Source organism: Streptomyces sp. bgisy100, assembly GCF_057709105.1.
The window spans coordinates 238,113-256,033 of the sequence record NZ_JBYITE010000001.1; the positions used below are offsets into that span (position 1 = coordinate 238,113).

16 protein-coding genes and 1 tRNA gene are annotated in these 17,921 nt (G+C 70.5%); 9 read left to right on the forward strand and 8 right to left on the reverse strand.

Annotated elements, in window-relative coordinates:
- Nucleotides 1–2: 2 nt before the first annotated feature.
- Complete coding sequence (gene crgA / locus AC3EQ1_RS01155) at nucleotides 3–254, reverse strand: cell division protein CrgA (RefSeq protein WP_432092318.1); 252 nt, start codon at nucleotides 252–254, stop codon at nucleotides 3–5.
- 142 nt (nucleotides 255–396) lie between these two features.
- Here crgA and AC3EQ1_RS01160 point away from each other — a divergent pair, with 142 nt between their 5' ends.
- The 6 genes from AC3EQ1_RS01160 (at nucleotide 397) to AC3EQ1_RS01185 (ending at nucleotide 5,161) form a co-directional block, all read left to right on the forward strand.
- A complete protein-coding gene (locus tag AC3EQ1_RS01160) occupies nucleotides 397–1,170 on the forward strand; it encodes a DUF881 domain-containing protein (RefSeq protein ID WP_432092319.1) in 774 nt (257 codons plus the stop codon).
- Nucleotides 1,171–1,203: 33 nt separating this feature from the next.
- Nucleotides 1,204–1,905, forward strand: coding sequence for a class E sortase (locus AC3EQ1_RS01165; RefSeq protein WP_432092320.1), 702 nt, complete (start codon nucleotides 1,204–1,206; stop codon nucleotides 1,903–1,905).
- Nucleotides 1,906–1,976: 71 nt separating this feature from the next.
- Nucleotides 1,977–2,156 carry a hypothetical protein gene (locus tag AC3EQ1_RS01170; protein WP_432092321.1) on the forward strand — a complete coding sequence of 60 codons (180 nt, stop codon included), beginning with the start codon at nucleotides 1,977–1,979 and terminating at the stop codon, nucleotides 2,154–2,156.
- Complete coding sequence (locus tag AC3EQ1_RS01175) at nucleotides 2,153–2,791, forward strand: aminodeoxychorismate/anthranilate synthase component II (RefSeq protein ID WP_432092322.1); 639 nt, start codon at nucleotides 2,153–2,155, stop codon at nucleotides 2,789–2,791. Before AC3EQ1_RS01170 ends, AC3EQ1_RS01175 begins: the two co-directional genes overlap by 4 nt.
- Nucleotides 2,788–4,308 carry a class E sortase gene (locus AC3EQ1_RS01180; RefSeq protein WP_432092323.1) on the forward strand — a complete coding sequence of 507 codons (1,521 nt, stop codon included), beginning with the start codon at nucleotides 2,788–2,790 and terminating at the stop codon, nucleotides 4,306–4,308. Before AC3EQ1_RS01175 ends, AC3EQ1_RS01180 begins: the two co-directional genes overlap by 4 nt.
- 130 nt (nucleotides 4,309–4,438) lie before the next feature.
- The gene (locus AC3EQ1_RS01185; RefSeq protein WP_432092324.1) at nucleotides 4,439–5,161 is read left to right on the forward strand and encodes a class E sortase; all 723 of its coding nucleotides are present in this window, start codon (nucleotides 4,439–4,441) and stop codon (nucleotides 5,159–5,161) included.
- Between the two features lie 317 nt (nucleotides 5,162–5,478).
- On the opposite strand, the gene pknB is transcribed toward AC3EQ1_RS01185, so the two are convergent.
- From pknB to AC3EQ1_RS01215, 6 genes are all read right to left on the reverse strand, one after another.
- Entirely contained in the window at nucleotides 5,479–7,464 is a 1,986-nt protein-coding gene (gene pknB, locus AC3EQ1_RS01190; protein WP_432092325.1) for a Stk1 family PASTA domain-containing Ser/Thr kinase, read from the reverse strand.
- Nucleotides 7,465–7,631: 167 nt separating this feature from the next.
- Nucleotides 7,632–9,092 carry a peptidoglycan D,D-transpeptidase FtsI family protein gene (locus AC3EQ1_RS01195; protein ID WP_432092326.1) on the reverse strand — a complete coding sequence of 487 codons (1,461 nt, stop codon included), beginning with the start codon at nucleotides 9,090–9,092 and terminating at the stop codon, nucleotides 7,632–7,634.
- Entirely contained in the window at nucleotides 9,089–10,486 is a 1,398-nt protein-coding gene (locus AC3EQ1_RS01200) for an FtsW/RodA/SpoVE family cell cycle protein (protein WP_351506539.1), read from the reverse strand. Before AC3EQ1_RS01200 ends, AC3EQ1_RS01195 begins: the two co-directional genes overlap by 4 nt.
- Before the next feature lie 21 nt (nucleotides 10,487–10,507).
- A complete protein-coding gene (locus tag AC3EQ1_RS01205; RefSeq protein WP_432092327.1) occupies nucleotides 10,508–12,046 on the reverse strand; it encodes a PP2C family protein-serine/threonine phosphatase in 1,539 nt (512 codons plus the stop codon).
- 119 nt (nucleotides 12,047–12,165) lie between these two features.
- Nucleotides 12,166–12,699: an FHA domain-containing protein FhaB/FipA gene (locus tag AC3EQ1_RS01210; protein ID WP_432092328.1), complete on the reverse strand. Its 534-nt coding sequence runs from the start codon at nucleotides 12,697–12,699 to the stop codon at nucleotides 12,166–12,168.
- A gap of 10 nt (nucleotides 12,700–12,709) precedes the next feature.
- A complete protein-coding gene (locus AC3EQ1_RS01215; RefSeq protein WP_432092329.1) occupies nucleotides 12,710–13,543 on the reverse strand; it encodes an FHA domain-containing protein in 834 nt (277 codons plus the stop codon).
- Between the two features lie 363 nt (nucleotides 13,544–13,906).
- On the opposite strand from AC3EQ1_RS01215, the gene AC3EQ1_RS01220 reads away from it, so the two are divergent.
- A tRNA-Leu gene (locus AC3EQ1_RS01220) sits at nucleotides 13,907–13,993 on the forward strand.
- Between the two features lie 853 nt (nucleotides 13,994–14,846).
- Here the strand turns inward: AC3EQ1_RS01220 and AC3EQ1_RS01225 are convergent.
- Nucleotides 14,847–15,497, reverse strand: a complete 651-nt coding sequence (locus AC3EQ1_RS01225; protein WP_432092330.1) for an FMN-dependent NADH-azoreductase — start codon at nucleotides 15,495–15,497, stop codon at nucleotides 14,847–14,849.
- A gap of 105 nt (nucleotides 15,498–15,602) precedes the next feature.
- Here AC3EQ1_RS01225 and AC3EQ1_RS01230 point away from each other — a divergent pair, with 105 nt between their 5' ends.
- Nucleotides 15,603–15,965, forward strand: coding sequence for a winged helix-turn-helix transcriptional regulator (locus AC3EQ1_RS01230; protein ID WP_432092331.1), 363 nt, complete (start codon nucleotides 15,603–15,605; stop codon nucleotides 15,963–15,965).
- Nucleotides 15,966–16,367: 402 nt separating this feature from the next.
- Nucleotides 16,368–17,807 (forward strand): DUF2252 domain-containing protein, encoded by a 1,440-nt coding sequence (locus AC3EQ1_RS01235; RefSeq protein ID WP_432092332.1) that lies wholly within the window; start codon nucleotides 16,368–16,370, stop codon nucleotides 17,805–17,807.
- The last annotated feature ends 114 nt before the right edge of the window (nucleotides 17,808–17,921 follow it).

Below are 17,921 nucleotides of genomic sequence, written 5' to 3' on the forward strand. Positions count from 1 at the left end.
CGCTACTTCCACTGGGTGGAGACGACGAATCCCGCGGCGATGAAGCCGAAGCCGACGACGATGTTCCAGTTGCCCAGGGAGCCGACCGGCATGTCGCCGGCGGTCACGTAGAAGACCACGATCCAGGCCAGCCCGATCAGGAACATGGCCAGCATCAGCGGCGCGACCCAGCTGCGACTGGTCAGCTTGATGTTGGTCTGCTTCGCCGGCGGGGGCGTGAAATCGGGCTTCTTGCGGATACGTGACTTCGGCACGAGGGTCTCTCCTGTCGATGCGCTGCGTGACCGCGCAGTGATCTGGGTCTGTCGCCGGGGCGAGGCCCGACGGGGCGTGCGTTCACCCCGGGGGCGTCCGTTAGCGTAGTCCTTCCGCGGCGCAGAAGGAGATAAGGGTACGGTGAGCAATTCTGCCGACACCGACGCCGGCCGGGCCGGGCGGTTCCGCCGGTTCCGTCCGGTGCGACTTCTGACCGCCGCCGTGTTCGCGCTCGCCGGGCTCATCTTCTGGACCAGCTTCAACACGGCCCAGGGTACAAACCTCCGCTCCGACGACTCGATGCTCCGGCTCTCCGACCTGATCCGTGAGCGCAGCCGGAAGAACGCCGAGCTCACCGACGAGGCCGCCACCGCCCGGAGCCAGGTCGACCGGGTCGCCGAGCGGGACGACGGCAGCACGGAGGCCGAGAAGGTCAAGCTCGACGCCCTGGAGCGGATCGCGGGCACCAAGCCGCTCAAGGGGTCCGGGGTGAGCGTCACCCTCACCGACGCGCCCCCCAACGCCACCGCCCGGATCCCCGGCGTCCCCGAGCCGCAGCCCAACGATCTCGTCATCCACCAGCAGGACCTCCAGGCCGTCGTCAACGCTCTCTGGCAGGGCGGCGCCCGCGGGATCAAGGTCATGGACCAGCGGCTCATCTCCACCAGCGCGGTCCGCTGCGTGGGCAACACCCTGATCCTGCAGGGCCGCGTCTACTCGCCGCCGTACAAGGTGACGGCCGTGGGCAACACCGAACGGCTCCAGACGGCGCTGGCCGAGTCCCCGGCCATCCAGAACTACATGCAGTACGTCAACGCCTACGGGCTGGGCTGGAGAGTCGACCAGCAGCAGGCGGTGACTCTGCCCGGCTACTCCGGCACAGTGGACCTGCACTACGCCAAGCCCGTGAAGTAGCCCGGGACGGAGGGGCCGCCGTTGCTGGTGCCGGTGACCGCGCGACTGATCGTCAGAACCCTGAGCGAGTTATGCGTGACCGTCGGCAGCGTTATCGTGCTGTTCGTCACCTATGTGCTGTTCTGGACGGGAGTCCGTGCCGACAGCGCGATGCACGGTGAGATCGACCGGCTCCAGGAGCGGTGGTCGGACGGCCCGGTCGCCGGAGCGCCGGCCGGACCGGAACCGGACGGCGCCGGAGCCCCGCCCACCGCTGCGCCCTACGTGCGGGGGAAGGCGTTCGCCGTGATGTACATCCCTCGTTTCGGGGACAGTTGGGCCAAGCCGGTGCTGGAGGGAACGGGCCGGGACACCCTCTCCCGCGGCCTCGGCCACTACGCACGCACCGCCCCGCTCGGCGCGCGCGGGAACTTCTCCGTGGCCGGCCACCGCCGCACCCACGGGGACCCGTTCAAGGACTTCCCGAAGCTGCGCCCCGGGGACGCCGTGGTGCTGACCGACGGCACGACCTGGTTCACCTACCGCATCGACCGCCGGCCGTACCGCACGTTGCCCACCGACACCGGGGTGATCGACCCGGTTCCGCGGAAGTCGGGATACGGCGGGCCGGGCCGCTATCTCACCCTCACCACCTGCGACCCGGAGTGGGGGCACAGCCACCGGCTGATCGCCTGGGCACACCTGGACGACACCCGCCGCGTCGGAGCGGGGAAGCCCGACGCATTGCGCAGCTGACCCACCTTCCCCGCGCTCCGACCCTTACTCTGGAGCTGCAAGCGGCTTCAACATCGGCAAGTAGGGACAGCATGTACGGCTGGATCTGGCGGCATCTGCCGGGGAACGCCTGGGTACGGGCGGGGATCTCGCTCGTGCTCGTACTGGCGATCGTCTTCGTTCTCTTCCAGTACGTCTTCCCGTGGGCGGAGCCCCTGCTTCCGTTCAACGACGTGACAGTCGACAACGGCGGAGGACCTTCAGCCCGATGAGCGCACGCATTCTCGTCGTCGACAACTACGACAGCTTCGTCTTCAACCTCGTCCAGTACCTCTACCAGCTCGGCGCCGAGTGCGAGGTGCTGCGCAACGACGAGGTCGCCACCGCCCACGCCCAGGACGGCTTCGACGGCGTCCTGCTGTCCCCGGGCCCCGGAACGCCGGAACAGGCCGGGGTGTGCACCGCCATGGTGCGGCACTGCGCGGACACCGGAGTCCCGGTGTTCGGCGTGTGTCTGGGCATGCAGTCGATGGCGGTCGCCTACGGCGGGGTCGTCGACCGCGCCCCCGAACTGCTGCACGGTAAGACCTCCCTGGTCACGCACGGGGGCAGCGGGGTCTTCGGGGGTCTCCCCTCGCCGTTCACGGCCACCCGCTACCACTCGCTCGCCGTCGAACGCGGCACCGTCCCGGACGAGTTGGAGGTCACCGCCTGGACGGAGACCGGTATCGCCATGGGCCTGCGCCACCGCGATCTCCCGGTGGAGGGCGTGCAGTTCCACCCCGAGTCGGTGCTCACCGAGTGGGGCCACCGGATGCTCGCCAACTGGCTGGTGGTGTGCGGCGATTCCGGCGCCGTCGAACGATCCGCGGGACTGGCGCCGGTGGTCGGCAAGGTCGGCGCGTGACCGCACTCCGCCCCGAACGCGACACCGGGTCGCCGTACGGAGAGCCGTACGGCGAGTCCGGCACGTTCGAGGCGGCTGTCGGACGGCTCCACGATCCGCTGAACGATCCGCTGCCCGGCCAGGCCCACGATCAGGCCCCCGGCCACGGCACGGGCAGCCGGGCGCTGGGCCATGTGCCCCACCAACTCCCGCGCCACGAACCGGAACCGCAGGCCGTTGCGTGGCCGGGCGCCCAGCCGGAGCACGGCCCGCCGCCCGGCTCCGAGACGCCGTCCACGGCGTACGGCCAGGGGTACGCCGACCCGCACGCCCGGGCGTACGGCCCGCCCCAGGGGCCCGCGCAGGCGCATCTGCCCCTCCCGCCGGAGAACCCGCCCTCCTACACCCCCGCCGACGCGTGGCGGGTGCTGGAGCAGACCCCCGCCCCGGAGGACTACGCGGCCGCGCAGGAGCCGACGATGGGCCGTGCCGCCCGCCGGGCGGCGGCCCGTCGCCGCGCCGCGGGCCCCGCCGGAGACGCCCCGTCGCCCGCGGACGGCCGGGAACCCGCCGCCGGTGCCGGCGGGCTCGGCGACGAGCGGACCGTGGCGCTGCGCGTGGACGAGCTGCGCAACGTCGCGGGCGGCTCCGCCGCGACCGCCGGAGCACCGTCCGCGGGGGCACCGGCCGGGGGAGGCCGGGCCGCCCGGCGCAAGGCCGCGCAGGGCGGCGGACGCCGCCGGGCCGGGCACGGACGGCGCGCGGCCGGACCGGCCGCCTCCGCCGTCTCCGCCGCGTCCGGGACGGCCGCCTCGGCTCCGCTCTCCCGGGTGGAGGCCCGGCGGCAGGCGCGAGCGCGCAAGGACCCGCCGAGCGTGATCGCCAGCCGCGTCGTGGGTGAGACGTTCATCACCATCGGTGTGCTGATGCTGCTGTTCGTGACGTATCAGCTCTGGTACACCAACGTCCTCGCCCAGCAGGAGGCCGGCGGCGCCGCCAGCAATCTGCAGAAGGAGTGGGACGGCAAGGGCGCGCGCAGCGCCGGCGCGTTCTCGCCCGGGCAGGGCTTCGCCATCATGTACATCCCGAAGCTGGACGTGAAGGTCCCCATCGCCGAGGGCATCGACAAGAACAAGGTGCTGGACCACGGCATGGTCGGCCACTACGCCGACGGGAAGCTGAAGACGGCGATGCCCTGGGACAAGAAGGGGAACTTCGCGGTCGCGGGCCACCGGAACACCCACGGTGAGCCCTTCCGGTACATCAATCGCCTCAACCCCGGCGACGAGATCATCGTTGAGACGCAGCGCACGTTCTACACGTACGAGATGGCGAGCATCCTTCCGCAGACGCCGCCGTCCAACACCGATGTGATCAAGCCGGTTCCCCCGGGTTCGGGCTTCGCCGGACCGGGGCGCTACATCACGCTGACGACCTGCACGCCCGAGTTCACCAGCACGTATCGAATGATCGTCTGGGGAAGGATGGTCGACGAGCGGGCCCGCAGCCAGGGCAAACCGGACGCACTCGTCGGCTAGACCCCGCGCTCCGCAGGGCCGGAGCCGCTGAGAAGCACCGAGAACCCGAGCAGCACCGAACCCGAGCAGCACCGAAGAAGCAGCACCCGAGCACCAGAGCACACGGAAAACTGAAACGGAGTACGACGCGGTGGCAGCGACCCATCACGCAGAGGACACCGAGGCACAGCCACCGCGACCCCAGCGCCCCCGGCGGCGGGCAGCTGCCGTCGTCAGCGTCATCGGCGAACTGCTGATCACGGCGGGCCTGGTGCTCGCCCTGTTCGTCGTCTACTCGCTGTGGTGGACCAATGTGCTGGCCGACCGGGACGCCTCGGAGAAGGGCCACCAGATCCGGGACCGCTGGGCGGACGGCCCCGGGCCCCTGGACACCAAGGACGGCATCGGCTTCCTGCACGTGCCGGCGATGAAGAACGGTGAGGTGCTCGTCACCAAGGGCACCGGTTCCGACGAACTCAACCACGGCGTGGCCGGCTACTACACCAAGCCGGTCAAGTCGGCGATGCCCTGGAAGCGGACCGGCAACTTCTCGCTGGCCGCTCACCGCGACGGCCACGGCGCGAAGTTCCACAACATCGACAAGGTGGACGAGGGCGATCCGGTCGTCTTCGAGACCCGCGACACCTGGTACGTCTACAAGGTCTTCGCGAAGCTCCCGGAGACCTCCAAGTACAACGTGGACGTCCTGGACCGGATCCCGAAGGAGTCGGGACGGAAGAAGCCGGGCCGCTACATCACCCTCACGACCTGTACTCCGGTCCTCACGTCGAAGTACCGGTACATCGTCTGGGGCGAGCTGGAGCGCACGGAGAAGGTCGACGCGGACCGCACGCCCCCGAAGGAACTGAGCTGACCCCGCGCCGCAGAGCCGGAGGCGGGGGCAGGGGCAATGACAGGGACAGGGACAGGGACAGGTACAGGGGCGCCGGGCACACGGCGCCGCTGAGGAGCCCATGAGGCGTACCTGAGGGCCGCCCGGTGAAAGCCGGTCCGCGCACGGACGGCTCCACGGGCCTCTCCGCCGCTCTGAGAGCCCCGGAGCGACCCGGCCGCAGTGTTGCGGTGGCCGGCGGCGAACCGGGAAGCATGACAGAGGGCCCCTGACACCCGCGAAGGTGTCAGGGGCCCTCTGTCATGCCGTGCAGCGGCGTCACGCCCTGCGGCGGCCTCTCAGTTCTTCTTGCCCTTCTCGCCGGCCGTGCCGCCGAAGAGGACTCCGCCGTCGTCGCCGCCCTGGGGCGGCGAGGTGACCAGGCCGACCTGGTCGCCCTTCTTCACCTGGGTACCGGCCGCCGGGTTGGAGGCGACCACGGTGGCGTCGTCCTCCTGCGCCGGACCGGCGGACTGCACGACCAGGCCGGCGTCCTCCAGGGCCTTCTTGGCGTCCTTGAGCTTCTGGTTCGTCACGTCCGGCATGGCGAACTGTTCGGCCTGCTTCGCCACGACCAGGGTGACCGTGGTGGACGGGTCCACCTCGCTATTGCCGGTGGGCGTCTGGGAGACCACCGTGCCGGGAGCGGCGTCGTCACTCTCCGTCTCCTGCTTCTGCACCGTGAAGCCCAAGCCCTCGAGCTGCTGCTTCGCCGCGTCGAAGGGCTGGTTGGTGACGTCCGGGACCTGGGTCTTCGTCTTCTCCTTGGCCACGGTGAGCGTGATCGTGGCGGTCTTCGCCCGCTCACTGCCCGCGGAAGGAGTCTGCTCGATCACCGTGCGCGGGGTCCGGTCCGACTCGACCTGCTTGGTCAGGATCTTGTCGAAACCCTTGCGCTGGAGGCGGCTCCGGGCGTCGTCGAGCGGCAGGTCCTCGACGTCCGGGACGGAGACCAGCTCGGGACCCGAGCACAGGGTGACCTTCACGGTCCCCTTCTTCTCGACCTGGGCGCCCTGCTCCGGATCCTGCTTGGTGACCTGGTTCTTCTTGACGTTGTCGCAGGACGTCGAGCCGTCCTTGACCACGCTGAAGCCGCCGTTCTCACCCTGCGCCTTGGCCGCGGACAGGGAGTCGCCGACCAGGTTGGGTACGTCCACCTGATCCTCCGGCCGGTCGCCGGCGAAGATCTCCCGGCCGATGAAGATCGCTCCGACCAGCACGAGTATGCCCGCGACCACCAGCAGCACCGTGGAGGTGTTGCTCTTCTTGCCGCCGCCGCGGCGGCCGCCCCGCTCGTCGTAGCCGAAGCCGCCGTCGTCGTCCCGCATCGGCGGCAGCATCGACGTCTGCCCGTTCCCGTCCTGCGGGCGCAGGGCGGTCGTCGGGTGGTCGCCGCCGTACGCGCCGTAACCGACCGACCCCATGGCCGCCGTGGCCGCCACGGGCTGGCCCTCGAGCGCGGCCTCGATGTCGGCTCGCATCTCGTCGGCCGACTGGTAGCGGTAGTCGGGGTCCTTGGTGAGCGCCTTGAGGACGATGGCGTCCATCTCCGGAGCGATCTCCGGATCGAAGGTGCTCGGCGGCTGCGGCTCCTCACGGACGTGCTGGTACGCCACGGCGACCGGCGAGTCGCCCACGAAGGGCGGCCGCACGGTCAGCAGCTCGTACAGCAGACAGCCGGTGGAATAGAGGTCCGAGCGGGCGTCGACCTGCTCGCCCTTGGCCTGCTCGGGCGAGAGGTACTGCGCGGTGCCGATGACGGCCGCCGTCTGCGTCATGGTCATGCCGGAGTCGCCCATGGCGCGGGCGATGCCGAAGTCCATCACCTTGACCTGACCGGTGCGCGTCAGCATGACGTTCGCCGGCTTGATGTCCCGGTGCACGATGCCCGCCCGGTGGGAGTACTCCAGCGCCTGGAGGATCCCCACCGTCATCTCCAGCGACCGCTCGGGCAGCAGCTTTCTGCCGGAGTGCAGCAGCTCACGGAGAGTCGACCCGTCCACGTACTCCATGACGATGTACGGGATCGAGACCCCGTCGACGTAGTCCTCGCCGGTGTCGTACACGGCGACGATCGACGGGTGGTTGAGCGATGCGGCCGACTGGGCCTCTCGGCGGAACCGGGCCTGGAACGACGGGTCACGGGCCAGGTCGACCCGCAGCGTCTTCACAGCCACGGTGCGACCGAGGCGGGTGTCATGGGCGAGGTACACCTCGGCCATGCCTCCGCGCCCGAGCACCGAGCCCAGCTCGTACCGGCCGCCGAGGCGACGCGGCTCTTCCATAGCTTTCTCCAGCCCTCTCCGTCTTTCCCGGCGCACCGGTGTGGGTCCGGCAGTGTGCTGTTCGGGCCTACCGTACCCGGCACGCCGTGGGGGTCCCGGACACGACCGCTACCTGATACCGGACCGGTACGGTCTCGTGGGCGGTTCGGTTCAGACCGTGATCCCGGTCACTTGTCGTCGTTGACGACCGCCTCCATGATGTTCCGCGCGATCGGAGCGGCCAGACCGCCACCCGAGATGTCGTCCCGGTTGGCGCTGCCGTCCTCGACGACGACGGCCACCGCGACCGGGCTGCCGTTGTCGGTCTTGGCGTACGAGATGAACCAGGCGTACGGCTTCTCGCTGTTGTCCACACCGTGCTGCGCCGTACCGGTCTTGCCACCCACGGTGGTCCCCGGGATCTGGGCGTTCTTGCCGGTGCCGTCCTGGACGACCGTCTCCATCATTTCCTGGAGCTTCTGGGCGTTCTCCGGCTTCAGCGGCCGGCTCATCTCCTTGGGAGTGTGCTGCTCGACCTTGGTGAGGTTGCGCGCCCGCAGCTCGTCCACCATGTACGGCTCCATCAGCTTGCCGTCGTTGGCGACCGCGGAGGCGACCATGGCCATCTGGAGCGGGGTGGTGGCGGTGTTGAACTGGCCGATGGAGGACAGGGCGTTGCCCGGCCGGTCCATCTTGTCGTCGTAGACGCTCTTGTCGGCGCGGACCGGGGTGAAGACTTCCTTGTTGAAGCCGAACTTCTCGGCCTGCTCCACCATCTTGTCCCGGCCCACGTCGTCACCGAGCTTGCCGAAGACGGTGTTGCAGGACACCTTGAGCGCGTCCCGGAGCGTGGCGTTCTCGCAGGGGATGTTCCCCTCGTTCTCCAGGTTCCGGGAGCTGAGCGGCAGCTGCCAGGGCAGCGGGGACTTGGTGTTCGCGTCGATGTCGTCGACCACGCCGTTCTCCAGCGCGGCGGCGGCGGTGACGACCTTGAAGGTCGAGCCGGGCGGGTAGGTCTCCCGCAGCGCCCGGTTGACCATCGGCTTGTCCTTGTCCTTGTTGAGCTCGACCCAGGCCTTCTCGTCGTCCGTGCCGTTGCCGGCGAAGCTGGACGGGTCGTAGCTCGGGGTGCTCGCCAGGGCGAGGATCGCACCGGTCTTCGGGTCGAGCGCGACCGCGGCGCCCTTCTTGTCGCCCAGCCCCTTGAAGGCGGCCTTCTGCGCCTTCGCGTTGAGGGTGGTGACGACCTGTCCGCCCTTCTTCTCCTTGCCGGTGATCATGTCCAGCGTGCGGTTGAAGAAGAGCCGGTCGTCGTCGCCGGTGAGGATGCCGTCGTACAGCTCCTCGAGCTGGTTGGCGCCGAAGGCCTGCGAGGCACGGCCGGTGACCGGGGCCCACATCGGCCCGTTCTTGTAGGTGCGCTTGAACTTGAAGTCGCTGCCGGTCGTCTCGCGGTGGCCGGTGATCGGCTTGCCGTCGACGATGATGTCGCCGCGCTCCTGGCTGTAGCGGCCGATGGCCACCCGGCGGTTGTTGGAGTCGGTGGAGAGCTCCTCGGCCTGGACGAACTGGACCCAGTTGACCCGGACCAGCAGGGCGAGGACGAGCAGGCCGCAGAAAATGGCGACCCGGCGTAGAGGCTTGTTCACGGTCGGACCACCTGGGTCATCTCGGCGTCGGTGGACGGAGCAGGGGCCGGGGCCGGCCGGCGCGCGGTGTCGCTGATGCGCAGCAGAACGGCGACGAGGGCCCAGTTGGCGATGACGGAGGAGCCACCCTGCGCGAGGAAGGGCATGGTCATACCGGTCAGCGGGATGAGCCCGGTCACGCCGCCCGCGACGACGAAGACCTGGAGGGCGAACGCGCCGGAGAGGCCGACGGCCAGCAGCTTGCCGAACGGGTCACGCGCGGCCAGGGCGGTGCGCACGCCGCGCTCGATGAGCAGGCCGTACAGCACGAGGATCGCCATCAGGCCGGTGAGGCCGAGCTCCTCGCCGACGGTGGCGAGGATGTAGTCGCTCTTGGGGGCGATGCCGCCGATGAGACGGGAGTAGCCCTGACCGAGGCCGGAGCCGAAGATGCCGCCGGAGCCGAAGGAGTACATCGCCTGGGCGGTCTCGGTGACACCGCCGTTGACCAGCCGCAGCGGGTCCAGCCAGTCGTCGACACGGCGCTGGACGTGGCCCGCGAAGGAGGCCACGGCGACGGCGCCGGCCCCGCTGAGGGTGAGGCCGAAGACGACCCAGCTGGTGCGCTCGGTCGCCACGTACAGCATGATCACGAAGAGGCCGAAGAACAGCAGCGAGGTGCCGAGGTCGGTCTCGAAGACCAGGATCAGCAGGCTGAGGGCCCAGATCACCAGAATCGGGCCGAGGTCACGGCCGCGCGGCAGGTAGAGGCCCATGAACCGGCGGCTGGCCAGCGCCAGCGCGTCCCGCTTCACCATCAGGTAGCCGGCGAAGAAGACCGCGATGACGATCTTCGCGAACTCACCGGGCTGGAGGGAGCCGACACCGGGAATGGTGATCCAGATGCGTGCGCCGAACCGGGCCGGGAAGAACATCGGGAGGATCAGCAGGACCAGCGCCACGACCATGGAGATGTAGGTGTAGCGCTGCAGGACGCGGTGGTCCTTCAGGAAGACCAGCACCCCGAGGAAGAGCGCGACACCGAGGGTGGACCACATCAGCTGGCCCGGCGCCATGGCACCGCCGAGCGTCGGTGTGCTGATGGACGGCTCCAGGTCGAGCCGCCAGATGAGGACCAGACCCAGACCGTTGAGCAGGGTGGCGATGGGCAGCATCAGCGGGTCGGCGTACGGGGCGAACTTGCGCACCATCAGGTGCGCGACGCCCGCGAGGAGGCCGAGCCCGACGCCGTAGCCGAGCATGCCGGTCGGCATCGTGCCGTCCTTGGCCAGGCCGACGTTGGCATAGGCGAAGACCGGGATCAGGATCGCGAAGACGAGGAGCGCGAGCTCGGTGTTGCGACGGCTCGGCGCTCCAACGGAGCTGATCGTGGTCGTGTTCGTGGTGCTGGTCATGGTCCGGATGGCCCCCTACGGCTACTGCTGGGTGCTATCGCACTGCTTGGCCAGCTGCTTCTCTTCCTCCGACAAGCTGGGGCCGGGCGACGGAGTGGCGCTGCTGGACGGGCGGGTCGTATCGGTCGTACTGCGGGTCGAGACATTGCTGCCCGAGGCACTGCTGCTCGGGCTGTTGCCGGGCTTGGACTGACGTTCCTCGGCCTTGCGGCGTTCCTCGGCCTGCTTGCGGGCGTTCTCGGCCCGCTCGGAGCTCTTCTGGCACGCCGAGGCCTGCTTGTTCAGCTCCGAAACCTTGCCCTTGGCCTGGTCGAGGCTGCCCACCGCGATCGTCTCCTCGACCTGGTTCCGCTGGTAGGCGGGGAGGTACTTGAGTTCGATCTCGGGGTGGTCCTCATGGACCTCGTTGAGGCTGATCCAGGCCAGATCCTGGCTGATGCCCTGGTACAGCGCGATGTGCTGGCCCTTGGTGCCCACGTAGTACTGGGTCTGGGTCCAGGTGTAGCCGCCGTACAGCGCGCCGCCGAGGGCACCGAGCGCCAGCGTGATGATCAGCGAACGCTTCAGCCACCGGCCGCGGCGACGGGGCTTGGTGAAGTCCTCGTCCGTGTACGCGCCGTAGCCGCCGTCGGCGAGATCGGCGATGTCACCGCTGCCGGGCGGACCGAAGCCCCCCGCGCCCGAGGGGCTCTGCGGCGGTACGCCGCGGCCCAGTTCGGCCGCGCGGCCGGCCGGGGTCTCCATGGCGCCGCCGTCGCCGAGCTGGTGCTGGTTCTCGGCGACCGCGCCCACCACGACGGGGGTGTCGTTGAGCTGCCCGGTGAGGGTGTCGCCCACGTCCACGTCGAAGACGTCGGCGACGATGCAGGTGATGTTGTCGGGGCCGCCGCCGCGCAGCGCGAGCTGGATCAGGTCCTGCACGGTCTCGTGCGGGCCCTGGTACCCGGCGAGGGTGTCCTCGAGCGTCTCGTGGCTGACGACGCCGGAGAGGCCGTCGGAGCAGATGAGATACCGGTCACCGGCCCGGACCTCGCGGATCGAGAGGTCGGGCTCGACGTGGTCGCCGCTGCCCAGCGCCCGCATCAGCAGCGAACGCTGCGGATGCGTGGTGGCCTCCTCCTCGGTGATCCGGCCCTCGTCGACCAGCCGCTGCACCCAGGTGTGGTCCTGGGTGATCTGGGTGAGGACGCCGTCCCGCAGCAGATAGGCGCGGGAGTCGCCGACGTGCACCAGGCCCAGCCGCTGTCCGGTCCACAGCAGGGCGGTGAGCGTGGTGCCCATGCCCTCGAGCTGGGGGTCCTCCTCGACCATGACCCGCAGCTGGTCGTTGGCCCGCTGCACGGCCGTGCCCAGGGACGTCAGGATGTCGGAGCCCGGTACGTCGTCGTCGAGCTGGACCAGCGTGGAGATGACCTCGGAGCTGGCGACCTCGCCGGCGGCCTGGCCTCCCATCCCGTCGGCGATGGCGAGGAGGCGGGGACCGGCGTAGCCGGAGTCCTCGTTGCCCTCGCGGATCATGCCTTTGTGCGATCCGGCGGCGAAGCGCAGTGACAGACTCATGCGCACCTCGCCCGTCGGCTCCGGGTACATCCGCACGGTGCCCACCCTCCGGTCGGGAGCTTGCCGTGGCCTGTTGACAACGAGGCCACGGCTCGCTCGCTCCGCTCGCTCATGTCGTACTACTTCCGCAGCTCGATGACGGTCTTGCCGATGCGGATCGGCGCGCCCAGCGGAATGGGGGTCGGGGTGGTGAGTCGGGTCCGGTCGAGGTACGTGCCGTTGGTGGACCCGAGGTCCTCGACGATCCACTGGCCGTCACGGTCCGGGTAGATCCTGGCATGCCTGCTGGACGCGTAGTCGTCGTCCAGCACGATCGTCGAGTCGTGGGCCCGGCCGAGGGAGATGGTCTGGCCCTGGAGCGAGACCGTGGTGCCCGTCAGCGAGCCCTCGGAGACCACCAGCTTGGTGGGTGCTCCGCGGCGCTGGCGGCCGGAACCGCGGCCGCCGGACTGGGTGCGCTGCTGCGGCGGTTGTTGCTGTTGGCGGCCGGAGGCCGGCTGGCGGTTCTGCTCGGAGGCGTTGCGGCGCCCCGCGCGTTGGGTCACCCGCGTTCCGAACAGGTCGCTGCGAATGACCTGCACGGCCACGATGACGAACAGCCACAGTACGGCGAGAAAACCCAACCGCATGACCGTCAGGGTCAGCTCTGACATTGCCCCCGCTTCACCCTTCGGCTTGCCGGTAAACGATGGTGGTACTGCCCACGACGATCCGCGAGCCGTCGCGGAGCGTAGCGCGGGTGGTGTGCTGCCCGTCCACCACGATGCCGTTGGTGGACCCCAGATCCTGGATCGTCGAGGGCGTTCCGGTCCGGATCTCGCAGTGCCGGCGGGAGACACCGGGGTCGTCGATCCGGACGTCGGCCTCGGTGCTGCGGCCCAGCACCAGGGTGGGCCGGGAGATCTGGTGGCGGTTGCCGTTGATCTCGATCCAGCGCCGGATCTGGGCGCCCGGCGTCGGCCCCCCGCCCGGACCGGGCGGTCGGGTCGCCGTGGAGGAGCCGCCCTGCGGACGGCCGCCGGGCGGCGAGGTGGGCATCGGCGGTGCGCCGGCGGGCTGCGCCGGGTATCCGCCCGGATGCGGGGCGGCGGCGGGGCGCCGGCCCGCGGGGCTCTGGGACTCACTGGAGGCCAGCGTCCGGCTCCGCACGCGGTACAGACCGGTGTCGAGGTCGTCGGCCTTCTCCAGGTTGACCTTGATCGAGCCCATGAAGGTGTAGCGCTGCTGCTTGGCGTAGTCGCGCACCATGCTGGCCAGCTCGTCGCCGAGCTGGCCCGAGTACGGGCTGAGCCGGTCGTAGTCCGGTGTGCTCAATTCGACAATGAAGTCGTTGGGGACGACCGTCCGGTCGCGGTTCCAGATGGTCGCGTTGTTGTCGCACTCCCGCTGGAGTGCCCCCGCGATCTCGACGGGCTGGACCTCGGACTTGAACACCTTGGCGAAGGTGCCGTTGACGAGACCCTCGAGTCGCTGCTCGAAGCGCTTCAGTACTCCCACGGGGCACCTCCTTCCCTGATGCTCTTCCTTGAAGTCGTCCAAGTACTGCTTACTGATCGTATCCACGAGCCGCAAACACAGGTGGTTCCACTTCCCGCCATCACCGTCGAGTGTCGCCCCTCACAGGGGCCCGCCCGGAGCGGTTCGCGGGAGTGCTCGTGGGGCCGTCCCCACCGGATCGTAGAGGCGACCACCACGACAGTGTCCCGCAACCGGCGAGGTGCCCGGCCCGAGGGCGAGGAATACGCGTGTGAACCCACCCCCGCCAGCGTGCTAATCTTCTGGATGTCGGAAGGCGCTCACCCCAACGACACGGGCCGCAAGGTCCGGTTCCGGCGGGGAGAGTCGAACGGCAACACCCATGCGCGGGTGGCGGAATAGGCAGACGCGCTGGATTCAGGTTCCAGTGCCCGAAAGGGCGTGGGGGTTCAACTCCCCCCTCGCGCACCATGCGAAAGCGGGCCTCTTCGAGGTGACGATAGTCACCCGGAGGGGTCCGCTTCGTTTTGCCCTTTGTCATTGCTGAGTGTGGTCTTGGCGTGGCGTTCGGTCATGGAGTCGACGGGTTTCCGGTGGCCGGGCGATCCGCGGCTCAGGCCGTGGGCGGCTGGGGCCGGATCCGTTCGTCCCGGCGGCGCTGCTTGTCTCCGCTGCGCAGCCGTGCGGGTCTCTGCCTCGTGCGGGGAGGCCGCGGGTCGGCGTCGGGTGGGTCGAATCCGGTGGGTCGAATCGGGTGGGTCGGGTGGTTCGAAGAAGAGTTGTCGAGCCGATTGCCCGGAGTTCGCCGGGGGTTGCCCCGAGGTTGGGGTGTCCCCGACGCCGAGTTGTCGACGAGGTTCGGGGCGCGGCGCTCGGGCGGTGCGCGGAGCGGTGCGGTGCGTGTTGGGGCGGGGCGCGGGTGTGCGGTTCTGCAGGGAATGCGCGGACCCGACCGACGCGTGGGCGGTGAGCGCACCCAGTGGGCCCCGCCGATCGACGGGGCCCGCTGTCGGGGCGTCGGGTGCCAATGCGTGGCCCCGGGGGGCCGGGACTGCTCGTCGGGCGTCGCTGCGTTGACGCCCGGCAGGCTGTCCGGCGGTCCTGGCCTGTTGTTCCGATGGGTTGTTGTTCCCGGAGGGCCTGCCCACCGGTCGGGCCGGCCCTCGCCGCCGGAACGGCCCGACGGGGCGGCTTCGGTCCGGGGGTCGACGGTCCGGGGTCCGGGGGCCAGGGGCGGGGGGTGTGAGCCGGCCGGGTTGGAGATCCGGGCCGGTTCCCCAGGGTTGGTGCGGGGGTGTGGGTCCCGGCCCTGTCGCGGGCCGGTTCAGGCGGCGAGGCGGGCGGCGAGGGCCTCGGCCTTCTCCGTCGCGTCCTCGTGCGCCTTGGTGCGGGACGCGTCGGCCAGCCCGACCAGGTCGGCCATGGCCGGGTTGCTCCGGGCGAGCGTGAGCTCCGGAACGATGAAGTCGACCTCGAGCCCGAGCATCCCGCCGAGCACCTTCTCCAGGTAGGTCTGAACGAACTCGAAGCCCTCGCGCGGTGTGCCCGGGGCGTACGAACCGCCCCGGCTGGCGATCACCGTGACCGGCGTGCCCGCCGCGGAGGGGGCGTCCCCGGCCGTCCGGCCCATCACGATCACGTGGTCGAGCCAGGCCTTGAGGGTCGAGGGGATCGTGAAGTTGTACATCGGGGCGCCGATGAGCACCGCGTCGGCCTGCTCCAGCTCCTTCGCGAGGGTGTCGCGGAGGGCGAAGGCCGCCTGCTGTTCGGCGGAGTGCCCGGACGGGTCGGCGAAGGCCGCGGAGATCCCCGCGGCGTCGATGTGCGGCAGCGGATCAGCGGCCAGGTCGCGGTGGATGACCGTGCCGTCGGGGTGCTGAGCCTCCCAGGCCTTGCGGAAGGTGGCGGCGACGTCACGGGAGGAGGAGCCGCCCAGCGGGAAGGCGGAGGAGTCGAGGTGGAGCAGCGTGGGCATGGGGTGCCTCCGGCATCGAGAGAAGTTGAAATCCGTACGTAGCTATTCTTAGCATAGTCACTTACTTTTCTGCAGTCCCGTACGGATGGCTAGTACGCTGGAGCCATGACGAACGGCGACGAGCAGGCGTGCAAGACGGTCGATGCCGGCATGACGCGGGTCTTCGAGCTGTTCGGGAAGCGCTGGACCGGCCTGATCGTGTCCGTGCTGCTGCAGCGGGCAGTGCACTTCGCCGAGCTCCGCCGGGCGATCCCGGGCATCAGCGAGCGCATGCTGTCGGACCGGCTGACGCAGCTCGCCGGGGCGGGCCTGGTCGTGCGCGAGGTCGACGCCGGGCCTCCGCTGCGTGTCTCCTACCGGCTCACGGAGGCCGGCCGGGCTCTGGAGCCGGCGCTGAAGGAGCTGGGGCGCTGGGCGGAACTGCACCTCTCGGACGGGGGCGACTGCCCGGAGCGCTTCCGCGGCTGAGGGGTGCGGGGTGCAGGACCGGCGCTGACGGCGCTGAGGCCGGGGCTGAGTGCTGACGGCTGACGGCTGGGGGCTGACGGCTGGGGCCCGGTGGCTGGCGCCCGGCGGCCTGTGCCCGGCGACCGATGGCCGGCGTCCGGTGCGCGGGACTGCCGGCGCACAGCGGTGCGGAACGGTGCGTCCTCGTTCTCGCCCTCGTCCTTGTTCTTGTCCTCGGTCCTCGGTCCTCGTCCTTCCGTCCCTCCTGCCGCTCCCCCGCAGGTCGCGCCCGGTGCGAGCCGCTCCCACGCCGACCGCCGGGCCGCCGTCCGCCGGGGTTTTCCACAGGGTCTGCGCCGGCCGGGAACCGGCGGTACGGTCATGGCCCAGTCGTAGTGGGTGGTTACGGGGAGGCGGCACATCATGGCCGAGGCCGAGGCGGACACGGGACGGGCGGGGCAGCCGGGCAGGCGGATTCCTCATGTGCCGGGGTTCGCCCCGTGGCCGGAGGGATCCCCCACGCCGAAGGAGCGGGGCAAGGCGCTGCGGGAGCGGGTGCCGCGCTCCGCGCACGCCGAGGCGGCGCTCGGGGCGGGGCGGCCGGATGCCCTGACGGCCGTCGAGGAGTCCAACGCCGGGCGGCTCCCGGAGCTGACGCCGATCCGGGTCGGCCGCATGGCCGCGAACCCGTTCGCCTTCCTCCGCGGATCGGCGGGGCTGATGGCGTACGACCTGTCGGGCACGCCTGTCACCGGGGTCGGCGCGCAGATCTGCGGTGACGCGCACGCCGGGAACTACGGCCTCTACGGCGATCCCCTGGGCAATCTCGTCATGGACATCAACGATTTCGACGAGACCGTGCACGGTCCCTGGGAGTGGGATCTCAAGCGGCTGGCCACGTCGCTCGTGCTGGCGGGCCGGGTGACGGGCGCGGACGAGGACACCTGCCGGAAGGCGGCACGGGACGCCGCGGGGGCCTACCGCCGCACCGCCCGGCTGCTCGCGAAGATGCCGGTACTGGACGCCTGGAACGCCATCGCGGACGAGGAGCTGGTCTCCCACACCGACGCGCGCGACCTGATCGGCACCCTGCAGCGGGTCTCGGAGAAGGCGCGGCGCAACACCAGTGCGCGATTCGCCGCCAAGGCGACCGAGAGCCTCCCGGACGGCGGTCGCGGTTTCACGGACGCCCCGCCGGTGCTCCGGCGGGTCCCCGATGCCGAGGCCGCCGCGGTGGCATCCGCGCTGCCCGGCTATCTCCGGACGCTGCCGCCGGACCGGCTGCCGCTGCTCGGGCGGTACGCGGTGCACGACGTCGCCTTCCGGGTCGTCGGCACCGGCAGTGTGGGCCTGCGGTCCTATGTGGTGCTGCTGCTCGACCACCTGGGCGAGCCGCTGGTGCTCCAGGTCAAGGAGGCGCGCCCCTCGGTGCTGCTGCCCCATGTGGAGAAGGCCGGATTCGGCACGCACCAGGAGCGCCGCGGCGGGCACGAGGGACGACGTGTGGTGCTCGGCCAGCAGCGGATGCAGGTGGTGAGCGACCTCCTGCTCGGCTGGGCCACCGTCGACGGGCATCCGTTCCAGGTCCGGCAGTTTCGGAACCGGAAGGGCAGTGTGGACCCGGCAGCCCTCGCCCCCGACCAGCTCGACGACTACGGGCGGATGACCGGCGCGCTCCTGGCGCGGGCGCACACGCACAGCGTGGATCCCCGGCTGATCGCCGGCTACTGCGGCAAGAACGAGGCGCTGGACGACGCGATCGCCGCCTTCGCGGTCGCGTATGCGGACCGGACCGAGGCGGACCACGCCGAACTCGCCACCGCGGTGCGGAACGGCCGGATAGCTGCTGAGCCGGGGGTCTGACCGGGCTGATCCGGCTGATCGGCTGGGCCTGCTGACCCGGCCGGGACGGCTGGGCCTGCGGGCCGGGCAGGGTGCCCTGGGTCCGCTCCCGTGCCGGGCATCCTGGGTCGCTCC

Excerpts from the sequence above, each read along its gene's own strand:
- AC3EQ1_RS01170 (WP_432092321.1), top strand. The coding sequence starts at position 1,977 with ATGTACGGCTGGATCTGGCGGCATCTGCCGGGGAACGCCTGGGTACGG.
- AC3EQ1_RS01175 (WP_432092322.1), top strand. The coding sequence starts at position 2,153 with ATGAGCGCACGCATTCTCGTCGTCGACAACTACGACAGCTTCGTCTTC.
- pknB (WP_432092325.1), bottom strand. The coding sequence starts at position 7,464 with ATGGAAGAGCCGCGTCGCCTCGGCGGCCGGTACGAGCTGGGCTCGGTG.
- AC3EQ1_RS01200 (WP_351506539.1), bottom strand. The coding sequence starts at position 10,486 with ATGACCAGCACCACGAACACGACCACGATCAGCTCCGTTGGAGCGCCG.
- AC3EQ1_RS01205 (WP_432092327.1), bottom strand. The coding sequence starts at position 12,046 with ATGAGTCTGTCACTGCGCTTCGCCGCCGGATCGCACAAAGGCATGATC.
- AC3EQ1_RS01210 (WP_432092328.1), bottom strand. The coding sequence starts at position 12,699 with ATGTCAGAGCTGACCCTGACGGTCATGCGGTTGGGTTTTCTCGCCGTA.
- AC3EQ1_RS01225 (WP_432092330.1), bottom strand. The coding sequence starts at position 15,497 with ATGCCCACGCTGCTCCACCTCGACTCCTCCGCCTTCCCGCTGGGCGGC.
- AC3EQ1_RS01230 (WP_432092331.1), top strand. The coding sequence starts at position 15,603 with ATGACGAACGGCGACGAGCAGGCGTGCAAGACGGTCGATGCCGGCATG.
- AC3EQ1_RS01235 (WP_432092332.1), top strand. The coding sequence starts at position 16,368 with ATGGCCGAGGCCGAGGCGGACACGGGACGGGCGGGGCAGCCGGGCAGG.